Below are 18,556 nucleotides of genomic sequence, written 5' to 3'. Positions count from 1 at the left end.
GAATCCGAACCCCAGCGCCGGACCACGATACCGCCTCCCGAGGATTTCGATAGCCCCATCACGGAGTTCCCTAACCTGATGTTCGCCGGAACGGTCGTCACCGCGGGAACGGGAACGGCGGTGGTCCTCGCAACCGGCAAGGACACACAGTTTGGGCAGGTTGTCGAGATCACGCGGGCTGCGGAGGAGCCGCTAAGCCCTCTGCAGCTCGAGCTCGATCACGCCGCGACCCTGAACTTCTACGTCGCCATCGGCGTGGGCCTCCTCTTCCTGGCGGTCGGCCACTTCTTCGTCCACCTGGAGATCGGTGACAGCGTCCTGTTCATGATCGGCGTGATGACCTCGCTGGTCCCCGAAGGCTTGCAGATTACGGTCACCCTCTCCCTCGCGATGAGCAGCCTGACGCTCTCCAAGCGCAACGTGGTCGTCAAACGCCTGTCCTCCGTGGAGACCCTGGGCTCGACGACGGTCATCTGCACGGACAAGACCGGGACGATCACGGAGGGTCAGATGACCGTCCACAAAATCTGGATCGGCGGCCGGATCTTCGACGTCACGGGGGAAGGCTACGAACCCGAAGGGTCCATTGTCCTCGAGAGCCGAAAGGTCACCGCGTCGGAACGAACGGACCTCCGCCGACTGTGCGAGGTCGCCGCGCTCAACAACAAGGCAACCCTGGTGCCGCCCCTCGACCGCCGGAAGTCGCGATGGACCATGGTGGGTGACTCGACGGAAGCCGCCCTCCTGGTCCTCGCGGCCAAGGCGAATTTGGACCCCCGAAAGACCCTCGCGGAACGCCCCCGGATCGGGATGATCCCGTTTGAGTCCGCCCGGAAGATGATGACGAGCATCCATGCGGATCCACAGGGCGGAGTCATCGCGTACGTGAAGGGCGCGGGTCTCGAAATTCTCTCCCGCTCGACCCGCATCATGTGGGAGGACGCGGCGACCCCTCTGACGGACGAACGCCGGGCGACGGTCCGCCGCGAGATCGACAGACTCGCAAGGGAAGCATACCGGGTGCTCGCCCTCGCCTACCGAGAGCTGCCGGGGCCCCAGGAGAAGTACGAGTCAGCGAGCGTGGAAGCGGATCTCACGTTCGTCGGGCTCGTCGCAATCCTGGATCCGCCCCGAGCGGACGTCCCCGAGGCGGTCCGGAAGGCTCGCAGCGCCGGCATGCGGGTCATCATGATGACCGGGGACCACGAGCTCACGGCCGAGGCGATCGCGCGCAAGGTCGGCATCATCACCGCTCCGGACTACGTGGTCGTCACGGGATACCGGCTCGCCAACATGCCGGACGATGAGCTCTCCCGAATCCTGGACACTCCCGAGGTCGTGTTCGCCCGGATCACCCCGGAGCAGAAACTCCGGGTCGTTCGCCTCCTCCAAGCGAAGGGCGAGACCGTCGCGGTCACCGGGGACGGCGTCAACGACGCTCCCGCCCTGCTCGAGGCGGACATCGGCATCGCCATGGGAATCACGGGAACCGACGTGGCGCGGGAGTCCGCGGACATGGTCCTCTTGGACGACAACTTTGCCTCAATCGTGAATGGGACGGAGATCGGCCGCGGCGTATTCGACAACCTCCGCAAGTTCATCGTGTACGTGTTCAGCCACAATTGGGCGGAGCTCGCGACGTTCGTCGTCTTCGTCCTGTTCCTCACGCCGCGGACCCTGCCCCTCAGCGTTGTGGGCATCCTCGCCATCGACCTGGGCATGGACATCCCGCCGTCCCTCGCCCTGACCCTCGAACCTCCGGAGCCCGGAATCATGGACCGCCCTCCGCGGTCGAAGAAGACGCGGCTTTTCGACGTCGGGACCATCTCGAGATCCTTCTACATCGGCACGATGATTGGCCTGGTCGCGCTGTTCTGGTGTTTCTATCTTTGGTCCCATGAGGGGGGCTGGCACCTAGGCCTCGCAGGTTGGCCCTCTACGCCGGCCGAAGTGAACGCCTACCAGATGGGGACCAGCGCGGTCATCGCGGGGATCATGGCGGGCCAGCTCGGCACCCTGTTCGCGACCCGCACGAACGTGGCGTCTGCCTTCACCCTGAATCCGCTGCGGAACCGCTGGTTGCTGCCGGGCGTGGGCGCGGAGCTCGCAATCCTGCTCAGCATCGTGTACGTGCCCTTCCTGCAATCCGTCTTCATGACGACCTCGTTCGAGCCCATCGTGTGGCTGTACCTCTACAGCTTCGTGCCGCTCATTCTCCTGTTTGAGGAAATCCGGAAATACGTCGTCCGGAGGGTCCTCCTGCCCGCGAAGGCGGTACCCGCCCTCCCCGCGGCAGCCGCGGCCGGAGTGGAGGTCGTCCTCGGCACGCATCTCGAGACCCGCGCCCGCATCCCGTTCATCGAGCGCGGGCCACCGGTAATCGTCCCGCTCACCCTGCAGGGATCCGACGAGACCGCTGTGGCCGTCGCGCTGAGCCTCGCGGAGTATTCGGGTTCCCGCATTCTGGTGGTCCGGCTGCCGATCGCGGGCCCGAGGAGGGAGGTACAGCGGGATCTCGAGCGCCGCATCGACGATCTCGCGAAGGCCACGGACACGCCCTGCGGCTTTGTTGATTTGCCCAGCGTCGGAGGTCACCGTAGGCGCCCGTCCTTGGGGGGCGACCTAGAGAGCCTCGCGGAGCGGACCAAGGCGGAGACCCTGGTGGTTCCCGTGGACGCGGAGGTCTTCGCGGGCGGCCGCCTGCGCCGCCGCGACGCCTGGCTTCTGAACCTGCGAAAGCGTCGGGTGATTCTCGTCCGTGGCCCGGCTCTCGCGGCGGGCGAGGTGCCGCGTCTCCGGAGGGTCCTGATCCCAGTCCTCGAGGAGTTCCAGCCGGAGCCCTTTGACGTGGCCGCGTCCCTGACGACCGCCTCCGCGTTTCCCGCGGTAGACGTGGTGGCCGCGAAGGTGATCAAGATCCCCTCCATCGTCCCCCTGTACTCCACGTACAAGCCCGAGTCCTTGATCGACCAGGACCGCGAACTCTCCTTCTTGAAGTCCCTCCGTGCGAGGCCCATCATGCGGCTCCTCACGCCCAAGATCCTCATGGTCCGGGACATCGGACGTGACCTCGTGGAGTTCGCGGACGAGCGGGGAATCGAGGTCATCCTCATGGCGGGTCGCTGGGAGGCGGGCCACCGTGGCTTCCTCGGGAGGGACGAGCGCGAGGTCGCCCTCAAGGCAAAGGGGGCCGTTGCGGTCATCCTGCCGCCGGTCCGGCCCGGCCCGCGTGAGGCTCATCGCTCGCGCCACGTGTAGAGCCGCATGGCGATGACGAGCCCGACGATCGTGGAGACGAGCAACAGGACCGCGTCCAGCGTCGCCTCCGACGGCATCGCCTGGGGAAGGCCGAGGGCGGACTGGACGATGAGCGCGGCGTAGGTCGCGGGCAGGAACCGGGCCAGACCCGCCCATGCCGGCGACACCGCAGAAAGGAAGGCGAGCGGGTAGTACAGCGGCGATAGGATGCCGAGCGTCGTAAACACGAGGGTCCCGACAGGCCACACCTCCATCTGGCTCTGGAGCCGGCTCGACACCGCGATCCCGATGGCGGAGTACAGGACCCAGACCATGAATATGGCCGCCGCGAGAACGAGCCACCCGAACAGGGAGACGGGCGTCACCAGGGCCAAGACCACGCCCAGGATGATCAGGGCGGGCGCCGCGGGAATCAGGTTCGAAAAGGCGACGCCGAACAGGTACCGGAACTTGTCCAGTGGCGACGCGACGAACATGTCCTGCAGGCGTTGCTCGAGCCGCCAGTACGCCGAGTCGGAGAGGCACCAGCTGCCGATGTTCTGGGTGGTGAAGAGCATGGCGCCCACGACCTGGAGCGGGAACAGGTTGAAATTCGGCGGCGTGACCAGCGCCAGGAAGTACAGGAAGAAGAACGGGAGCAGGATGGGTACGATCGTGGCCACGGGGTTGCGCGCGACCCATCGCCAGCCGATCAGCGCAAACGCGGGGAAGACGCGGCCTTCTCGCATCTCGGCCAAGACCTTCTCATCGATGACGTGGTCCATCTCACGCCTCCCGCGCGGTGCGTCGCGCCCAGAAGATACCGAACAAGAGCATGAGGCCCGCCTCCACCGCCAACGCGCCTCCTGCGACGAGGACTTCCGTGGTCGTCAGAACCTGCAGGCCTGCCACGGCCTCAACGAGAGCGGTCGCGGCACTCGTGGGCACAAGGAGGGCGGGCAGCCACGCCCACGGGAGGTGGGCCGTGAGGATGGACAGGGGGAAGAACACAGGGGGCACAATCCCGAACAGGTTTGTGAGAAGGCTCGAGTACGGCCAGATCGTCTTCATGTCCTTGAACAGGGTCGAGATGTAGTAGCCCAAGCTCGAGGAGAAGGCCCACACCGCCAGGAGCGCAAGGACCAGAGCGCCCGTCGCGGCGAGGCTCATCGGATGGAGCACTTCCAAGATCCCGAACAGCACGACGAGCGGGGGCGTGTACGCGATCAGGATGCCCATGGACATGCCCAGGAAGTACGACTCGGGCGACATGGGGGACGCGTGGTAGAGCTCGTTCAGCTTGTGATCGATGCGGATGTACGCGGCCTCGTTGAGGACTCGTTGTCCGATCAGGAATACGGAATACACCATCGCGCCGATCACGGTCAGCGGGAGCAAGGACGCGTCGAGCACCCAGACGAACACGAGGAGCGCGGCCTGCACCAGGCTTCCGGTCGCGATCGCCAGCCACTCATGAATCTGCACGCGCGTCTCCGTGGCCAGGAAGGTCCCGATGCCGGTCCAGCGCAGCGCGATTGCCATGACCCTCCTCAGTCCTCGTTGATCGAGCGGCCGACGATCCGCAGGAACGCTTCCTCGAGCGTGACCGGACCGACGGTCGCCGCCAAGCCCTTCGACACGGTGAGTGCCATGATCTCGTTGATCCGCGCCGGTCCCGTGATCATGTAGATGGTCCCGCCATCCGAGACGAGCTCCCCGAAGCTCGCGAGCTCCTCTCGAATCGCGACCCCGTTCGGCACGGAGACCTTGAGGGTCCCGCCGACCTGCTGTTTGATCGCGTCCGCGGTCCCTTCCACGAGGATGCGACCCGCCTCGACCACGTAGAGACGTTCCGCGAGCGCCTCGGCCTCGTCCAGGTAGTGCGTCGTGAGCAAGACCGTGCAGCCCTTCTTCGTGAGCCGGCGAAGCGAGTCCCACACGTCGCGGCGTGCGAACGGATCCATCCCGATCGTGGGCTCGTCCAGGAAGAGGAGGGGCGCCTCCGTGGCGATCACGGTTGCGACCATGGCCCGCTGCTTCTGCCCACCGGACAGCGTGATCGAAAGCCGATCCGCGACCTCCTGGATGCCCATCTGGTCCAGGGCCTCTTCTCCGCGCGTCTTTGCGGTCTCCCGATCGACCCCCCGCGCTCGCAGGTACGCATAGATCTGCTCGCGGGGAGTGAGGTGGAAAAACGGCTTCCCTTCCTGGGGGACCACCGCGATCAGGGGGCGGACGAGCTCGGGATGGCCCACCGCATCGAGCCCAAAGACCTCCACGGTTCCCGACGTCGGCACGAGCAGCGTGGATGCGATACGGAGGAACGTGGTCTTCCCGGCGCCGTTCCGGCCCAGAAGGGCGATCCGCTCCCCCTTACGGAACGTCAGGGAAACCCCGCGCAGCGCCTCGACCGCCGGCGCGCCGCGGGTGTGGTACGTCTTGCGGACGTCCACGGCGCGGAGGGCCTGGTCGGTCATGAAGCGACGTGATGCGAGAGGCGCGTATAAAACTCGCTTGATGACGAGGTTCACATTTTCGTCGGCGCAGCGAGTACGTCGTAGTGCGTGACCGTGGGTTCGAATTCGAGTAGGAATTCCCGATCTCGCGGAAAATAGCGCGCCTTCTCGATGTCCTCCCCCGCGAAGGCACGGATCGAGTCGTACGAGTTCCAAAGGGAGATGAGGAGGAAATCGGCGCGGTCCCCCGCGACGCGACGGAGGACGTAGACGCCGAGGTTCCCCTTCGTCTCGCGGTACCCCTTCACGCCACTCGCCTCCAAGTAGTCGTAGTAGGCGTCGGCCTTCGATGCGGGCGTGACGCCGTGCCAGGTTCGCGCGATCATCCGAATCTCCCGAGACGGCAGACCACTACGAGGCCATAAGGACACAGCCGGCGTCGGGCGGCGGTCTCCGACAGTCCCGCGACACCGACTCATTCCCGCGGAGACACATCTTATGTACGCATGGCTCCTTTCCTTGACGGGGAGCGCGTGGAGCGCCCGTGGCATCGACACTGGCCTACTGGTGTGCCGAAGACCATCGAATATCCCCGCATACCCGTTGAACGCATGCTCCGCGAGGCCGCGGACGGCCACGGCGACGCGGCGGCGACCGTCTTCTACGGGGCCAAGCTCACATACCGCGAAATCGACGATGCCGCGGACCGGTTTGCGGCAGGCCTCAGGCATCTCGGAGTCAGACCCGGGGACCGCGTGGGGCTCATCGTGCCGAACTCACCCGCATTCGTGATCGCCTTCTTCGGAATTCAACGCGTCGGCGGCATCGTCGTCCAGACGAACCCGCTCTACACCCCGAGAGAACTCGCGGGACTCTATGCGGACGCGGGTGCAACCGCGGTCGTCTCCCTCGACCTCTTCCTCGCCAATGTTCTGAGGGCAAAGCCGGAGACCGCCATCCGCGAGGTGATTGTCGCCGACCTGAAGGACTTCCTGCCTGCGCCGCTCTCCACGTTCTACCCGCTGCGGCGCCGGAGTGATCTGAAGAAGGCGGGACATTGGCCGCTGGACATTCCGCGCGAGCCGTGGGTCCATACATTCCGGGAACTCCTCAAGTCGCCCGCAGAGCGAGGAACGGAGCCGGAGACCGTGGATCCGGATGAAGTCGCGGTGCTCCAGTATACAGGCGGGACCACCGGGACTCCGAAGGGCGCCATGCTGACCCATCGCACGCTAATCGCGAACGCGTACCAGTGCGCGAGCTGGGTGCCCGGCATGCAGCCCGCCCGGGAGAAGACCCTGATCGCGATCCCTATGTTCCACATCTACGGTCTCATGGCGGGGCTCATGGTCTCGATCCGGCTCGCGGCGACCATGCTGCTCGTCCCCGACCCGAGGGACCTGAAGCATCTGCTCAAGGTCATCGACCGCGAGCGACCCACCCTGTTCCCCGCGGTTCCCACCCTGTACGTGGCCCTGATGAACCATCCGCGACTCCGGAAGGCGGACATGCGTGGCATTCAGGCGTGCCTCTCCGGGGCGGCGCCCCTGCCCGTCGAGGTGCGCCGGCGGTGGGAGTCCCTGACGGGCGGCCGGCTCGTGGAGGGCTACGGCCTGACCGAGGCGAGCACGGTGGTCTCCGGGAACCCGCTCACGCAGGACGGGCTCGTCAAGGAGGGTGTGGGCATCCCGTTCCCCGACACGGACGTCCGGATCGTGGACCTGGAGACCTCGACGCGCGATCTCCCGATCGGCGAGGCGGGGGAACTCCTCGTGCGCGGGCCCCAAGTCATGAAGGGGTACTGGAACAACCCCGAGGAGACCGCGGCCACCCTGCGCGACGGGTGGTTGTACACGGGCGATATCGCGACGATGGACGAGGACGGCTACCTGTACATCGTCGAACGGAAGAAGGACCTGATCATCGCGTCCGGCTTCAACGTCTATCCGCGCGAGGTCGAGGAGGTCCTCTACATGCATCCCTCGGTCCTCGAGGCAGCGGCCATCGGCGTCCCCGATCCCTACCGAGGCGAGACCGTGAAGGCGTTCGTCGCGCTCAAACCCGGCGCCACGGCGACGGACCGGGAACTCATCGCCTTCTGCCGCGAGCGGCTCGCCGCGTTCCGGGTGCCCAGGCAGATTGAGTTCCGGACGGAGCTTCCGAAGAGCGCGATCGGCAAGGTGCTTCGGCGCGCCCTGCGGGACGAGGAGCGGGCCAAGCAGGCCGCGGTGGCTCCGTCCTCACACCCCTGACCGTCTTGCGGAGCGCAGGACCCCCATACCTATATGTCCGCCCATCGCCGTGGCCGCCTCCATGCCCACGGGGGGCCAGCTCGTCGGGGAGGCCTTGGCCAAAGAGGGCGTCCGTGTGGTCTTCACCCTCTGCGGCGGCCACATCCTGCCGATCTACGAAGGCTGCCTGGACCAGGGCATCCGGGTCATCGACGTGCGGCACGAGCAGACCGCGGCGTTCGCCGCGGACGGATGGGCGCGCGTGACCGGCGAGGTCGGCGTCGCCGCGGTCACCGCAGGGCCCGGCGTCTGCAACTCACTCACCGCCATCGTGAACGCCCGGAACAGCGACTCGCCCGTGGTCGTCCTCGGCGGACAGGCGGAGACCACCCGGCACGACCAAGGAGGCCTCCAGGAGACGCCGCACGTGCGAATCCTGGAGCCTGTGACGAAATGGGCGCAGTCCTGCGCGCACGCGAAGCGCCTGCCCGAATTCGTGTTCGACGCGTTCCGGCACGCGGCATCGCCGCGAACTGGCCCCGCGTTCCTCGAAGTGCCGTGGGACGTCCTGTTTGACGAAGTCGCCGCAGAAGGCGTCGACTGGAAAGCTGCAAGCCGTTCCAGGGCGCCTGTGTGGGCCCATCCCGACGGCGTCCGCCAGGCGGCGGAGATCCTCGTCACCGCGGAGCGACCCGTCGTCATCGCGGGGACCTCGCTTCGGTGGAGCACGGACGCGTCCGGGCTCCGGGCTCTCGCGGACGTGCTGCGAGCCCCCGTGTACCTGAACTCGCTGGCCCGGGGAGCGCTCCCGCCCGACCATCCCTACTTCCTCGGCCTTTCCCGGAGCAACGCGCTCGAGGATGCCGATGTGGTCCTCGACCTGGGAGCCCCGTTCGACTTCCGCCTCGGCTACGGTCAGGCGCCGGCCATCGCCGCGGACGCCCGCATCGTCATGGCCGACGTGGCCGGGGACACGATCGGCCACAACCGCGCCGTCGACGTGGGCCTCGTGGGCGACGTCGGGATTATCGCGCGGCAGCTCGCGGCGTCCCTGAAGGGCTTGCGGGTCCGCGAACCGACCCCGTGGCTGGAGAAGCTTCGGTCCGTCGAGTCGGCCAAGCGAGCGAGGCTCGACGAGGGAGCGGGCTCCGGCCGGCGACCGGTGCACGCGCTTCGTCTGGCACGGGAGATCGATCGGTTCGTCGGGGAGGACACGGTGATCGTGGGCGACGGAGGGAACGTCGTCGCGTCGGGTTCCAAGATCATCCGCGCACCGTGGCCGGGGAGCTGGCTCGACCCGGGGCGGTTCGGCTGTCTCGGGATGGGGTTGCCGTTCGCCCTCGCCGCGAAGCTTGCGAGGCCGGAGAAGCGCGTCCTCGCCTTCCTGGGGGACGGAGCGTTCGGCATCTCCGGGATGGAGATCGACACGCTGGTCCGCCACAAGGTGCCCGTGGTCGCCGTGATCGGGAACGACGGCGCGTGGGCTCAGATCCGCGGGCCCCAGATCGGCCTCTACGGCGAGGCGCGGGCAGTGGCCACGCGCCTCGGCGAGGCCACGCGCTACGACGAGGTGGCCAAGGCCCTCGGCGCGCACGGGGAGTTCGTGGACGATCCGGAGGGAGTCGGGCCCGCGATCGAGCGGGCGTTCGCGAGCGGTCGGCCGGCCGTGGTCAACGTGATTCTGGACCCGGCGTCCAACGCCGGGACGGGCTCCTACGTGATGTGAGCCGCGGGTTCGAGCTGCAATCACCCACGAAACGTGGGAGAGAAACGTTAAATCACCCGCCGCCCCACCCCTCCCTGCGGACAAGGACCATGGGCGACGGCGACATCATGAAGGCGAAGCTCTGCCTCGCGGGCGCGAGCTCCGTGGGGAAGACGAGCCTAATCCGCCGGTACGTCCTCAACGAGTTCGACGACCGCTACATCGCCACCGTGGGGACCAAGGTCTCCAAGAAGCAGGTGAGCGTCCCCCTGAAGGACGAGGAGCCCGTCATGGTCAACCTCATGGTGTGGGACATCATGGGCCAGATGGGCTTCCGCGAGCTCCTCCAGGAGCAGTACTTCCAGGGAGCCCAGGGGATTCTCGCGGTCGCGGACATGACACGGTCGGAGACCCTCGATGACCTGTATGTCTGGGTCGACCAGATCGACCGGATTGCGGGCGCCCTCCCCATCGTCCTCGCGGTCAACAAGATCGACCTCCCCGCGGAGACCCACATGCCCGAGTCCAACCTCCGCAAGTTCGCGCACGCCTTCGATTGCGACATCGTGCGGACGTCCGCGAAGTCCGGAGAGAACGTCGAGGAAGTCTTCTGGCGCCTCGCAGGACTCGTGATCCACCGGGCCCTCCAGCACTCCTGACGGCCGCGCGGTGTGCGGCGTACAATACGTTCGGTAGGCTTTTGACGCGGTCCCCGAGATGACGCGGGTCCATGACGGTGAGACTGCCCCGCGGATCCTATCTGGTCGTCGGCCTTGGGATGAACCTCCTCCTAGGAACCGCATACTCGTGGAGCGTCTTCCGCGCCGCCCTCGTCGCAGAGTTCGCGACCCGGGGGGCGGACGCGTTTACCGCGCTCCTGCCCTTCGCCGCGGCGATGGCCATGTTCTCCGTGGGCATGGTCTTCGCCGGACGCGCGGTCGATCGTCTGGGACCGCGGAAGGTCGCCCTGGCGGGCGTCCTCGTCTTTGCCTCGGGCTACATGCTCTGCTCGCTCTTCGACCGCTCACCCTGGCCGATGCCCACGCTCACCCTGCTCTACGGCGGCCTCGTGGGCCTGGGCACGGGCTTCGGCTACAACCCCACGATCACGACCGCGGTGCGTTGGTTCCCCGTGCGGAAGGGAGTCGCTTCCGGAATCGTCGTCATGGGCGTCGGCCTCTCACCTGTGGTCACCGCGCCGCTCGCGGGATACCTCATCGGTATCTACGGCGTGCCCACGACGTTCCTGCTCCTCGGCATCCTCTTCCTGGCGGTCCTCGTGCCGCTCGCCCTGCTCCTGCAGTTTCCACCCGCGGGGTGGGAGCCGCCCGCGGCGGTCGTCACGAAGCAGCGCCGCGCGTGGCGCCCCTTGACCGAGGTCGGTCCGCGCACCGTGCTCCGGTCCCGCGTCTTCTGGACCGCGTGGACGCTCTATGTCCTCGGCACGGCGGAGGGCTTCATGGTCATCGGAAACGCGTTCACTATCGCGAAGGAGGTCGGCTTCGCGACGGACGCGGTGGCGACGCTCGCCGTGATCGTCCTCGCCCTCTTCAACAGCGCCGGACGCCCTGTGTTCGGCCGGCTCGCGGACCAGTGGTCGCCCCGGGAGACCCTCCTCGTGATGTACACGGTGCTCCTGGGAGCCATGGCGCTCCTGTCCGTGTCCAGCGGACTCGAGCCGGTGTTCCTTGGCGTAGCCCTCACGGGCATCGTCTTCGGCGGATTCCTCGCCGTGATGCCAGCCCTGTCCACCCTGTACTTTGGCGAGCGCCATGCGGGCGCGAACTACGGCCTGCTGTTTACCGCATTCGGGGTGGGGAACCTCGTCGCGCTGTTTGCGGGGGGATGGATCCGCGAGACCACCGGAGCGTACCTCTCCGCCTTTTACGTCGGCCTTGCGCTGAGTGCGGTTGGGCTCGTCCTGAGCCTCGAAGTGCGCCCGCCACGAGCGGTCCCCGCGCCGGGATAGAGACAGTTCACCGGGCCTCCAAAATCCGAGAGATCGACGCGTAGAGGAACGACAGCTCCGGGAGGTTGCCCCCGCTGCAATACAGCGTGCCGCTCGTGTACGCCGTGAAAACGACTCGCTCGATGCGAACCCTCCAGAGCTCGTGGGGGTTCGAAATCTCTCTGTCTTCCACGGCCCCGCGCCGGATCAGAATCGCGCGCACGCCCCGCAACGCCTCGGGGGACGCGTGTTTCCAGCTGCGTCCTAGCACTGCGGGGATATCCGCGGACAGCGGTAAAAAGATGCGACGCCGTCCAGTCGGGAGAGACGCCCACGCATCGGTCCCGGAGCGCCGCTTTTCGGCGGGCCGAAAACCGGGGCGCAAAGCTATATTCACGGCGCGTGCTCGTCGTAACGTGGGTCGCTTCCGGATCCTGTTCGTCAGCGATCTCCATGGGTCCGAGGTCTGCTTCCGCAAGTTCCTGAACTCGACCGCGGTCTACCATCCCGACCTCCTAGTCTACGGCGGGGACATCATGGGGAAGATGCTCGTCCCCATCTTCCCGGACGAGGCGGGTGGATACCGCTGGTTCCCGCAAGACCGGACCGCGGTCCATATCACGGACGACGAGCTCCCTAAGGTCGAGCGGGAGATTGCGAACCAGGGACGGTATTCCGCGGTCATGACGCCCGAGGAGTGGCGGCGTCTCAACGAGCGTCCCGACGCGATCAACGAACTCTTCATGGACCTGGCCCACGACCGCGTGCGGGCGTGGCTCAAGCTCGTGAAGGAGCGCCTCACCCCGACCGGCATTCCGCTCGTGATGAACGTGGGGAACGACGACACGGACGACGTCCTCAGGCTCCTGAAGGCGGAGGGCCCAGAGAACCTCCTGATCCCGGAGGGCCAAGTCGTCCGCGCGGGCCCGTACGAGATCTACGGATGCGGGTACGCGAACATGACGCCGTGGCACTGCCCGCGCGACCTCGAGGAACCCGACCTCCAGAAGTTCCTCGACAAGACGGCACCGCAGATTGACAACCCGCGCCAGACCATCCTGGACATTCATGCTCCGCCGATGGACACGAGCCTCGACCTCGCGCCCGAACTCGACGAGAACTTCAAACCGAAGACCGTGCGCGGCGAGATGATCCTAGGTCACGTGGGGTCCACGTCCGTTCGCAACCTGATCGAGTCCCTGCACCCCCTGGTGGGCCTGCACGGCCACATCCACGAGGCGAAGGGACTCGACGACGTCGCGGGCACGCCCGTGTACAACCCCGGGAGCGCCTACTTCAGCGGGAGCCTGCAAGGGCTCCTGCTCGACCTGCGGGGATCCGAGATCGCGGGCCACCTCTTCGTCACGGGGTGAACGCATGGCCGACGTCCGCTTACCCGAGGCACAGTTCCTCGCGGAGGCGGAACGGCTCGTCGCGCAAGCCGCGCAACGCGGCATCCCGCTGCGGATGTGCGGGAGCGTCGGCCTGTACTACCACATCCGGGGGGACCCGCTCGCACGCGTCCTGTACCTCCGCCGGAGCGGCGGGCCGGACGGGGAACCGCGGTTCAAGGACCTCGACCTCGCGAGCCTAGAGAAAAAGTCCTCGGACATCTACAAGCTCTTCGTCCGCGAGCTCGGCTTCCGGGAGGACACGGAGACGAACAGCCTCTTCGGCATGTACCGCAACATCTACTACCACCCGAAGTTCGACATCGACGTGTTCTACGACACGCTCCGTTTCAGCCACGAGATCCCGATCAAGGGTCGGCTCCCGTCGGGCACTACCCTGACCCCCGAGGACCTGTTCCTCTCGAAGGCCCAGATCCACAAGGCGACATCCCGGGATTGGATCGACCTGGCCGCGTTCTCGTGCGCGTTTCCCCTGGAGAAACTCGATCGCACGTACCTGACCGAACTCCTGGGGGACGACTGGGGTCTCTGGTACGATGTGGACCAGAACCTCCGGCTCGCCAAGGAGATGCTGCCGCAGCTTCGGTTCAATGCGGACGGGGACCTGGCGACCGCTGCGATGCGCGCCGAGGAACGTCTGGCCCAGTACCGGGCCTTCCTGGCTTCCATGCCCAAGACGCGGCGGTGGGAGAAACGGCAGGCCAAGGGCACATCGATCCCTTGGTACGAAGAGGTCGACGAGGTCCGCTAACGCGTCCCCGGCTTGCGGTGCACCGCGACCGCGCACATGGCCTCGTACAGGAGGTTGGAGGCCGCGAGCGCGGTGACCTGGCCCGTGTGGTCGTACTGCGGCGCGACCTCGACGACATCGAAGCCGATCACGTTGAGCCGTTTGAGGCTCCGGACGAAGTGGATGAGCTCGCGGGACGTGAGCCCTCCGGATTCCGGAGTCCCGGTCCCAGGCGCGAAGGCGGGATCGAGGACGTCGATGTCCACGGAGACGTACGTCGGCGCGGAGCCAATCTCGCGGACCAGGTGGTCCATGATGGGGCCGTAGCCCTGGGAATCCACATCCTCGACCGTGAAGGTGCGGTCCACCACCGCGGCGTTGTTCGGGACGTCCTCGTGGTTGTACAGAGAGCTACGGATGCCGATCTGGAACACGTGGCCCTTGGAGATGAGGCCCTCCTCGTACGCGCGCTTGACCCACGTGCCGTGCGTGTACCGCTTGGTCCCCCAGTACGATTCCCAGGTGTCGAAGTGGGCGTCGAAGTGGATGAGGCTCGCGGCCTCCTTGGCCCCCGCCTTGTGCGAGCGCAGGATCGGCAACGTGATTGAGTGGTCCCCGCCCGCGATGAACGGGACCAGGCCGCGGGCGAACATGGGCGTGAGCGCGGCCTGGATGCGCTCGAACGTGTCCTCCGTGTAGCCGGGCACCGGATCCACGTCGCCCCAGTCCACGGTGTCCAAGACGCGGAACGGGTACACCTCCGCGAACATGTTGTACGGCCGCACGAGCCGCGACGCCGTGCGGATTGCGGAGGGCCCCTCCCGCGCGCCGCTACGGTAGCTCGTCGCGTCGTCCCACGGGATGCCCAGGAACACGCTCTTCGCGTGGGACAGGTCGCGGGTCAGGGGGAGCCGCCCGTACGTGGCCACCTGCGCGAAGCGCGGAGAGCCTGCGGCGTCGAGCGGCTCGGTCACGGTCTTCTTCCGTCCACGCCTAGTCCGGCGGCAGCTGCTTGAACGCCAGGGCCACGTCGACGCCGTGCTTCCGGAGGTTGTAGGCCCGCGCGAGCACGTACCAGACAGCACTGCCCACGACGATCAGCCCGATGGTCACGTAGCTCGTGGTCTGGTTCCCGAGGGTGAAGCCCGCCGCGTTTCCGAGATCGGGCAGCGTGGACACGAGGTATGCGGACACCGCGGTAGCCACAAACGAGACGGCGCCCGCAACAACGTAGCTGGCCCGCTTCTTCTGCATCCCGAGGCGGACGAGTGAGACCGAGGTCAGGCTCACCGTAATCATCGGGAGGAAGAAGAGCAGGTAGACGAGCGGGAAGTAGGTCTGCTGGTAGTAGTACGCGACCAAGGGAAGCAGGATCGCGCCGATGACCGACAGGATGATGATGCCCGCGTAGGGCGAGTGGGTCCTGCGGCTCACCGCGCTGAGAGCCTTCGGGAACAGCCGATCCAGGGAGAAGCTCAGGGCGTACCTCGAGAAGATGTAGAAGCCCAGGATGATCCAGAGGAGGTACCACGAGGTGGCGCCGAGAAACATGAGCGCCAAGAGAACGCTGTTGCCGCCCGCGGCGAACATCGGGAGCGACGTGAGCCCGGCCGCGAAGGGGAGGGGCGTGGGGCCACCGCCGAGGAAGGCCGTCGAGGTCCAGACGGCCCCGTTCAGGAAGTCCATGCCCACGACGTTCTCGAAGACCGCGACGATCGCCACGGCGAAGATCACCGAGAGGGCGTACGATGCGGTCATCCCGAGGCGGATGCTCCTCGAGGAGCGTTGGAACTCTCCCGCGATGTAGTTGGGTGCGGTCGTGAACATGTAGTAGAAGGCGAACACGAGCGGCACGAAGATCAGGGTCTCCGAGAGGCTCGAGGCGTACGGCATCGCGCTGGTCGCGCCGAAGCTGGCCGTGTCGCCGTAGTAGTTGCCCTTGTACCCCTGGCCCGCCATGAAGTTGTTCACCGCGTTCACGAATCCGCCGTGACCCATGGCCGCGAGCAACGCGAGCGAGATCAGGAGGCCGACCAGCTCGAGGATCAGAAGCGCGGAGAAGAGATTGAAGGCGAGTCGCGGCTTCATGACCACGTAGAGTGCCATCAACACGAAAGTCACAATCTCCCCGATGATCACGATGTACAGGTTGCTCGTGCTCCCGCTCCCGGGCGTGAGCGCGGCCCCGAGGCTCTGCAGGCCTGCGTTGTTCGTGAGCGCGCCCCACGAGCCCAAACCGGGGCCGACGATTAGGCTGGAGAACCAGAACGGGAGGATGGCGGCGTACACGATGACATTGACCATGCGGGAGAGCCCCGAGACGATGCCCAGGTAGGGGTGCAGGAGCCGGGACGGGTACACGTATTCACCGCCAGAGCGGGGCATCTCGATGGCCATGATCGCGTAGGTGACCACAACGGGCACCCCGACGAGGGCTCCGAGGATGGTGGCCCACATCAGGTTCACGCCGGGCGTGAACACGAGCAGGGTCAGGAACAGCGCGTAGGCCGGCCCCGGACCCAGCGAGATCAGGTTGATGGAGAATGATTCGAACGCTCCGAGTTCCTTGACGAGCCCACTCGTCTTCCGCGCGAAGACGGTCTTCTCTGCGGTCGGCGCTTCAGCTGCCATTGGATTCCCCCAATTACGAGCCGTTCCCCGGGACCTGGGACTCGTGTCCCTGGCCTCTGGTACCGTCCTCTACAGCGCGGGGCGCGCGCTCTCTTGTCCAAGATGCGGCGCGACCTCCCCCGCCCACGCCGCGGACACCGCGCCGGTCGGTATATCTCGATTTCGGGTGGCCTAATACCGGCCGACTCATTTCGTCGAGGGGTCGACGAGGGGCGCACCGCCCGTCGCTGGACGAAAGTTCATTCCGTGCGGTTCCCTTCTCTGCATGGATGCGAATCGAACTCGTGCAGTTCGCGCCGAAGTTCCCGGGACGCGAGGAGAACTGGGAGCGGATTCGCGAGTGGTCCCGGCGGAGCCCCGCGGACATCGTCGTCTTCCCAGAACTTTCGAGCTGCGGCTACATGTACGAGAAGCCGGAGGAGATCCGTCCGTACGTGGACGCGCCCTCCGCGCTGGGCGAGCTCGAGCGCATCAGTGCGGCGACCGGCAAGCTGATCGTCGGGGGATTCGCCGAGCAGGCCGCTGGAGCGAGATACAACTCGGCGTACGCGGTCGGTCCCCAAGGTACGTCCATCTACCGGAAGATCCACCTGTGGAACCGCGAGAAGCTCCTGTTCCGCGAGGGCGGCCGGCCTTGCATGGTCGAGTTCCAGGGCCGGCGGATCGGAATCGAAGTCTGCTACGACATCCAGTTCCCCGAGCTCTCCGCGTACCTGTCGCGACAGGGCGCCGAGCTCATCCTTGCGCCGACAGCCTGGGCGGTCGACGCCCACGGCCCGAGCCACGGGCTGCACCCGCACGCCTTCCTCGCGATGGCGACCGCCTACGCGTACGGGATTTTCGTCGCGGTGACGAACCGCACCGGACCGGAACGCGGCGCGGTGTTCCCGGGGCAGTCGTGTCTGGCCGACCCGTGGGGACAGATCACGATCCTGGGGGAGAGCGAGGAGCACCGGGTCTTTGAAATCCCGTTCGAGGAAGTCCCTCTCGCCAAGCGCCCGAACCCGCGCAACGACCTCCAAACCGATCCTCGGATGGTCATCGCCCCTCCGGGCGGGACGCATGGATCCCGCCAAAGACGGTCTGCCACCCAACGTCCGACTCGGCGATCGTCACGGACGAGAGCGAGACGTTGACCGCGGGCCCCCAGGCGCCACCGGCATCGCCTCTCCCAAAAGACTAAACCCTTCGGTCGCCTCTCCGCGCTGTTTCGATGCCGTTCGAATCGTCGAAGCGCAAGTTCAAACGCATCTTCCTCGCCGTCGACATCCATGGCTCTGAGATCACGTACCGCAAGTTCCTCGGGGCCGCGAAGTTCTACGATGTGGACGCGCTCATGATGGGGGGCGATCTCACCGCCAAGACGATCACGCCCATCGTGCAGCAGAAGGACGGCACGTATTCGACGCGCCTTTCGGGACAGCTCCGGGAGAACCTCACGGAGAAGGATCTTGGGGCCATTGAACGGGACATCGCGAACTCGGGGCCGTATCCGATACGCCTCACGCAGGAGGAGTACGACGCCTTCCGCGCGAGTCCGAAGAAGGTGGAGGACCTCTTCACCCAGCTCATGATCGACGAGATTCAACGCTGGACGGACATGGCGGAGAAGCATCTTGCGCCCCTGGACATCCCCATGTACTGGATTGGCGGGAACGACGACAAGGCCGAGGCCCTCGCCAAGGCGGTGTCGAAACCTCACGTGCACTACGTGGACGAGCAGGTCGTCCGGTTCGACGAGGACCACGAACTGCTTGGATTTGGATGGACGAACCCGTCCCCGTGGAAGACGCCCCGGGAGCTCGAGGAGGACGAGCTCGCACGGCGCCTGAGTCCGCTGCTCAACAAGGTCGAGGACCCCGCGCATGCAATCTACCTCATGCACGTGCCGCCGTACGAGACGGGGCTGGACATCGCGCCGAAGCTCGATGCGACGAAGGACCCCCCGACCCCTGTGACGCAAGGGGGACAACAGATTCTCATCCCGGTCGGCAGCACCTCGGTCCGCCAGGCGATCGAGGAGCACCAGCCGCTCTTGGGGCTCCATGGACACATCCACGAAACGAAGAACGCGACGAAGATCAAGAAGAGCGTCCTCGTGGACCCCGGCTCCGAGTACACCTCCGGGACGCTCCGGGGCGCGATCATCAACCTCGAGCGGGACCGGGTCCTGAGCTACCAGTTCACGTCAGGATAGGAGCCTCCG

At 66.4% G+C, this 18,556-nt stretch carries 16 protein-coding genes; 9 read left to right on the top strand and 7 right to left on the bottom strand.

From position 1 onward, the window contains the following. A partial coding sequence (locus tag VEY12_07545) for a cation-transporting P-type ATPase (GenBank protein HYM39980.1) occupies positions 1–3,258 on the top strand: 3,258 nt, incomplete at its 5' end. Here VEY12_07545 and VEY12_07540 read toward each other — a convergent pair. Genes VEY12_07540 through VEY12_07525 form a run of 4 tightly spaced genes read right to left on the bottom strand, consistent with a single transcriptional unit; the run spans position 3,237 to position 6,079 of the window. Next, positions 3,237–4,022 (bottom strand): ABC transporter permease, encoded by a 786-nt coding sequence (locus tag VEY12_07540; GenBank protein HYM39979.1) that lies wholly within the window; start codon positions 4,020–4,022, stop codon positions 3,237–3,239. The genes VEY12_07545 and VEY12_07540 overlap by 22 nt on opposite strands. A gap of 1 nt (position 4,023) precedes the next feature. Beyond that, the gene (locus tag VEY12_07535) at positions 4,024–4,779 is read right to left on the bottom strand and encodes a hypothetical protein (GenBank protein HYM39978.1); all 756 of its coding nucleotides are present in this window, start codon (positions 4,777–4,779) and stop codon (positions 4,024–4,026) included. A gap of 8 nt (positions 4,780–4,787) precedes the next feature. Next, positions 4,788–5,714, bottom strand: a complete 927-nt coding sequence (locus VEY12_07530) for an ABC transporter ATP-binding protein (GenBank protein ID HYM39977.1) — start codon at positions 5,712–5,714, stop codon at positions 4,788–4,790. A 50-nt stretch (positions 5,715–5,764) separates the two neighbouring features. Continuing rightward, complete coding sequence (locus VEY12_07525; protein HYM39976.1) at positions 5,765–6,079, bottom strand: antibiotic biosynthesis monooxygenase; 315 nt, start codon at positions 6,077–6,079, stop codon at positions 5,765–5,767. A gap of 147 nt (positions 6,080–6,226) precedes the next feature. Here VEY12_07525 and VEY12_07520 point away from each other — a divergent pair, with 147 nt between their 5' ends. The 4 genes from VEY12_07520 to VEY12_07505 all read left to right on the top strand — a co-directional run bounded on the left by VEY12_07520 (position 6,227) and on the right by VEY12_07505 (position 11,598). Beyond that, complete coding sequence (locus tag VEY12_07520) at positions 6,227–7,945, top strand: long-chain fatty acid--CoA ligase (protein HYM39975.1); 1,719 nt, start codon at positions 6,227–6,229, stop codon at positions 7,943–7,945. A 61-nt stretch (positions 7,946–8,006) separates the two neighbouring features. Further along, entirely contained in the window at positions 8,007–9,650 is a 1,644-nt protein-coding gene (locus VEY12_07515) for a thiamine pyrophosphate-binding protein (protein ID HYM39974.1), read from the top strand. 89 nt (positions 9,651–9,739) lie between these two features. Beyond that, positions 9,740–10,288 (top strand): Rab family GTPase, encoded by a 549-nt coding sequence (locus VEY12_07510; GenBank protein ID HYM39973.1) that lies wholly within the window; start codon positions 9,740–9,742, stop codon positions 10,286–10,288. A 71-nt stretch (positions 10,289–10,359) separates the two neighbouring features. Further along, complete coding sequence (locus VEY12_07505; GenBank protein HYM39972.1) at positions 10,360–11,598, top strand: OFA family MFS transporter; 1,239 nt, start codon at positions 10,360–10,362, stop codon at positions 11,596–11,598. Between the two features lie 7 nt (positions 11,599–11,605). Here the strand turns inward: VEY12_07505 and VEY12_07500 are convergent, their stop codons facing one another. Beyond that, positions 11,606–11,848: a hypothetical protein gene (locus tag VEY12_07500; GenBank protein HYM39971.1), complete on the bottom strand. Its 243-nt coding sequence runs from the start codon at positions 11,846–11,848 to the stop codon at positions 11,606–11,608. Positions 11,849–11,993: 145 nt separating this feature from the next. Between VEY12_07500 and VEY12_07495 the strand changes: the two genes are divergently transcribed. Next, positions 11,994–12,950, top strand: coding sequence for a hypothetical protein (locus VEY12_07495; protein HYM39970.1), 957 nt, complete (start codon positions 11,994–11,996; stop codon positions 12,948–12,950). 4 nt (positions 12,951–12,954) lie between these two features. After that, positions 12,955–13,740 carry a hypothetical protein gene (locus VEY12_07490; GenBank protein HYM39969.1) on the top strand — a complete coding sequence of 262 codons (786 nt, stop codon included), beginning with the start codon at positions 12,955–12,957 and terminating at the stop codon, positions 13,738–13,740. Here the strand turns inward: VEY12_07490 and speB are convergent. Together speB and VEY12_07480 are read right to left on the bottom strand one after the other, a co-directional pair. Further along, the gene (gene speB / locus VEY12_07485) at positions 13,737–14,693 is read right to left on the bottom strand and encodes an agmatinase (GenBank protein HYM39968.1); all 957 of its coding nucleotides are present in this window, start codon (positions 14,691–14,693) and stop codon (positions 13,737–13,739) included. The two genes, VEY12_07490 and speB, sit on opposite strands and share 4 nt — an antisense overlap. Before the next feature lie 19 nt (positions 14,694–14,712). Beyond that, positions 14,713–16,350 carry an amino acid permease gene (locus tag VEY12_07480; GenBank protein HYM39967.1) on the bottom strand — a complete coding sequence of 546 codons (1,638 nt, stop codon included), beginning with the start codon at positions 16,348–16,350 and terminating at the stop codon, positions 14,713–14,715. Positions 16,351–16,619: 269 nt separating this feature from the next. On the opposite strand from VEY12_07480, the gene VEY12_07475 reads away from it, so the two are divergent. After that, positions 16,620–17,486: a carbon-nitrogen hydrolase family protein gene (locus tag VEY12_07475; GenBank protein ID HYM39966.1), complete on the top strand. Its 867-nt coding sequence runs from the start codon at positions 16,620–16,622 to the stop codon at positions 17,484–17,486. 77 nt (positions 17,487–17,563) lie between these two features. After that, positions 17,564–18,547, top strand: a complete 984-nt coding sequence (locus VEY12_07470) for a metallophosphoesterase (protein ID HYM39965.1) — start codon at positions 17,564–17,566, stop codon at positions 18,545–18,547. Positions 18,548–18,556: the final 9 nt, after the last annotated feature.

The organism is Thermoplasmata archaeon (assembly GCA_035632695.1).
Classification (GTDB): Archaea; Thermoplasmatota; Thermoplasmata; order RBG-16-68-12; family RBG-16-68-12; genus RBG-16-68-12.
This window is presented reverse-complemented; position numbering and strand designations above follow the sequence as displayed.

Coding starts and splice junctions, on each gene's coding strand:
- VEY12_07540 (HYM39979.1), bottom strand. CDS start 4,022: ATGGACCACGTCATCGATGAGAAGGTCTTGGCCGAGATGCGAGAAGGC.
- VEY12_07535 (HYM39978.1), bottom strand. CDS start 4,779: ATGGCAATCGCGCTGCGCTGGACCGGCATCGGGACCTTCCTGGCCACG.
- VEY12_07530 (HYM39977.1), bottom strand. CDS start 5,714: ATGACCGACCAGGCCCTCCGCGCCGTGGACGTCCGCAAGACGTACCAC.
- VEY12_07525 (HYM39976.1), bottom strand. CDS start 6,079: ATGATCGCGCGAACCTGGCACGGCGTCACGCCCGCATCGAAGGCCGAC.
- VEY12_07515 (HYM39974.1), top strand. CDS start 8,007: ATGCCCACGGGGGGCCAGCTCGTCGGGGAGGCCTTGGCCAAAGAGGGC.
- VEY12_07510 (HYM39973.1), top strand. CDS start 9,740: ATGGGCGACGGCGACATCATGAAGGCGAAGCTCTGCCTCGCGGGCGCG.
- VEY12_07505 (HYM39972.1), top strand. CDS start 10,360: ATGACGGTGAGACTGCCCCGCGGATCCTATCTGGTCGTCGGCCTTGGG.
- VEY12_07490 (HYM39969.1), top strand. CDS start 12,955: ATGGCCGACGTCCGCTTACCCGAGGCACAGTTCCTCGCGGAGGCGGAA.
- VEY12_07480 (HYM39967.1), bottom strand. CDS start 16,350: ATGGCAGCTGAAGCGCCGACCGCAGAGAAGACCGTCTTCGCGCGGAAG.
- VEY12_07475 (HYM39966.1), top strand. CDS start 16,620: ATGCGAATCGAACTCGTGCAGTTCGCGCCGAAGTTCCCGGGACGCGAG.
- VEY12_07470 (HYM39965.1), top strand. CDS start 17,564: ATGCCGTTCGAATCGTCGAAGCGCAAGTTCAAACGCATCTTCCTCGCC.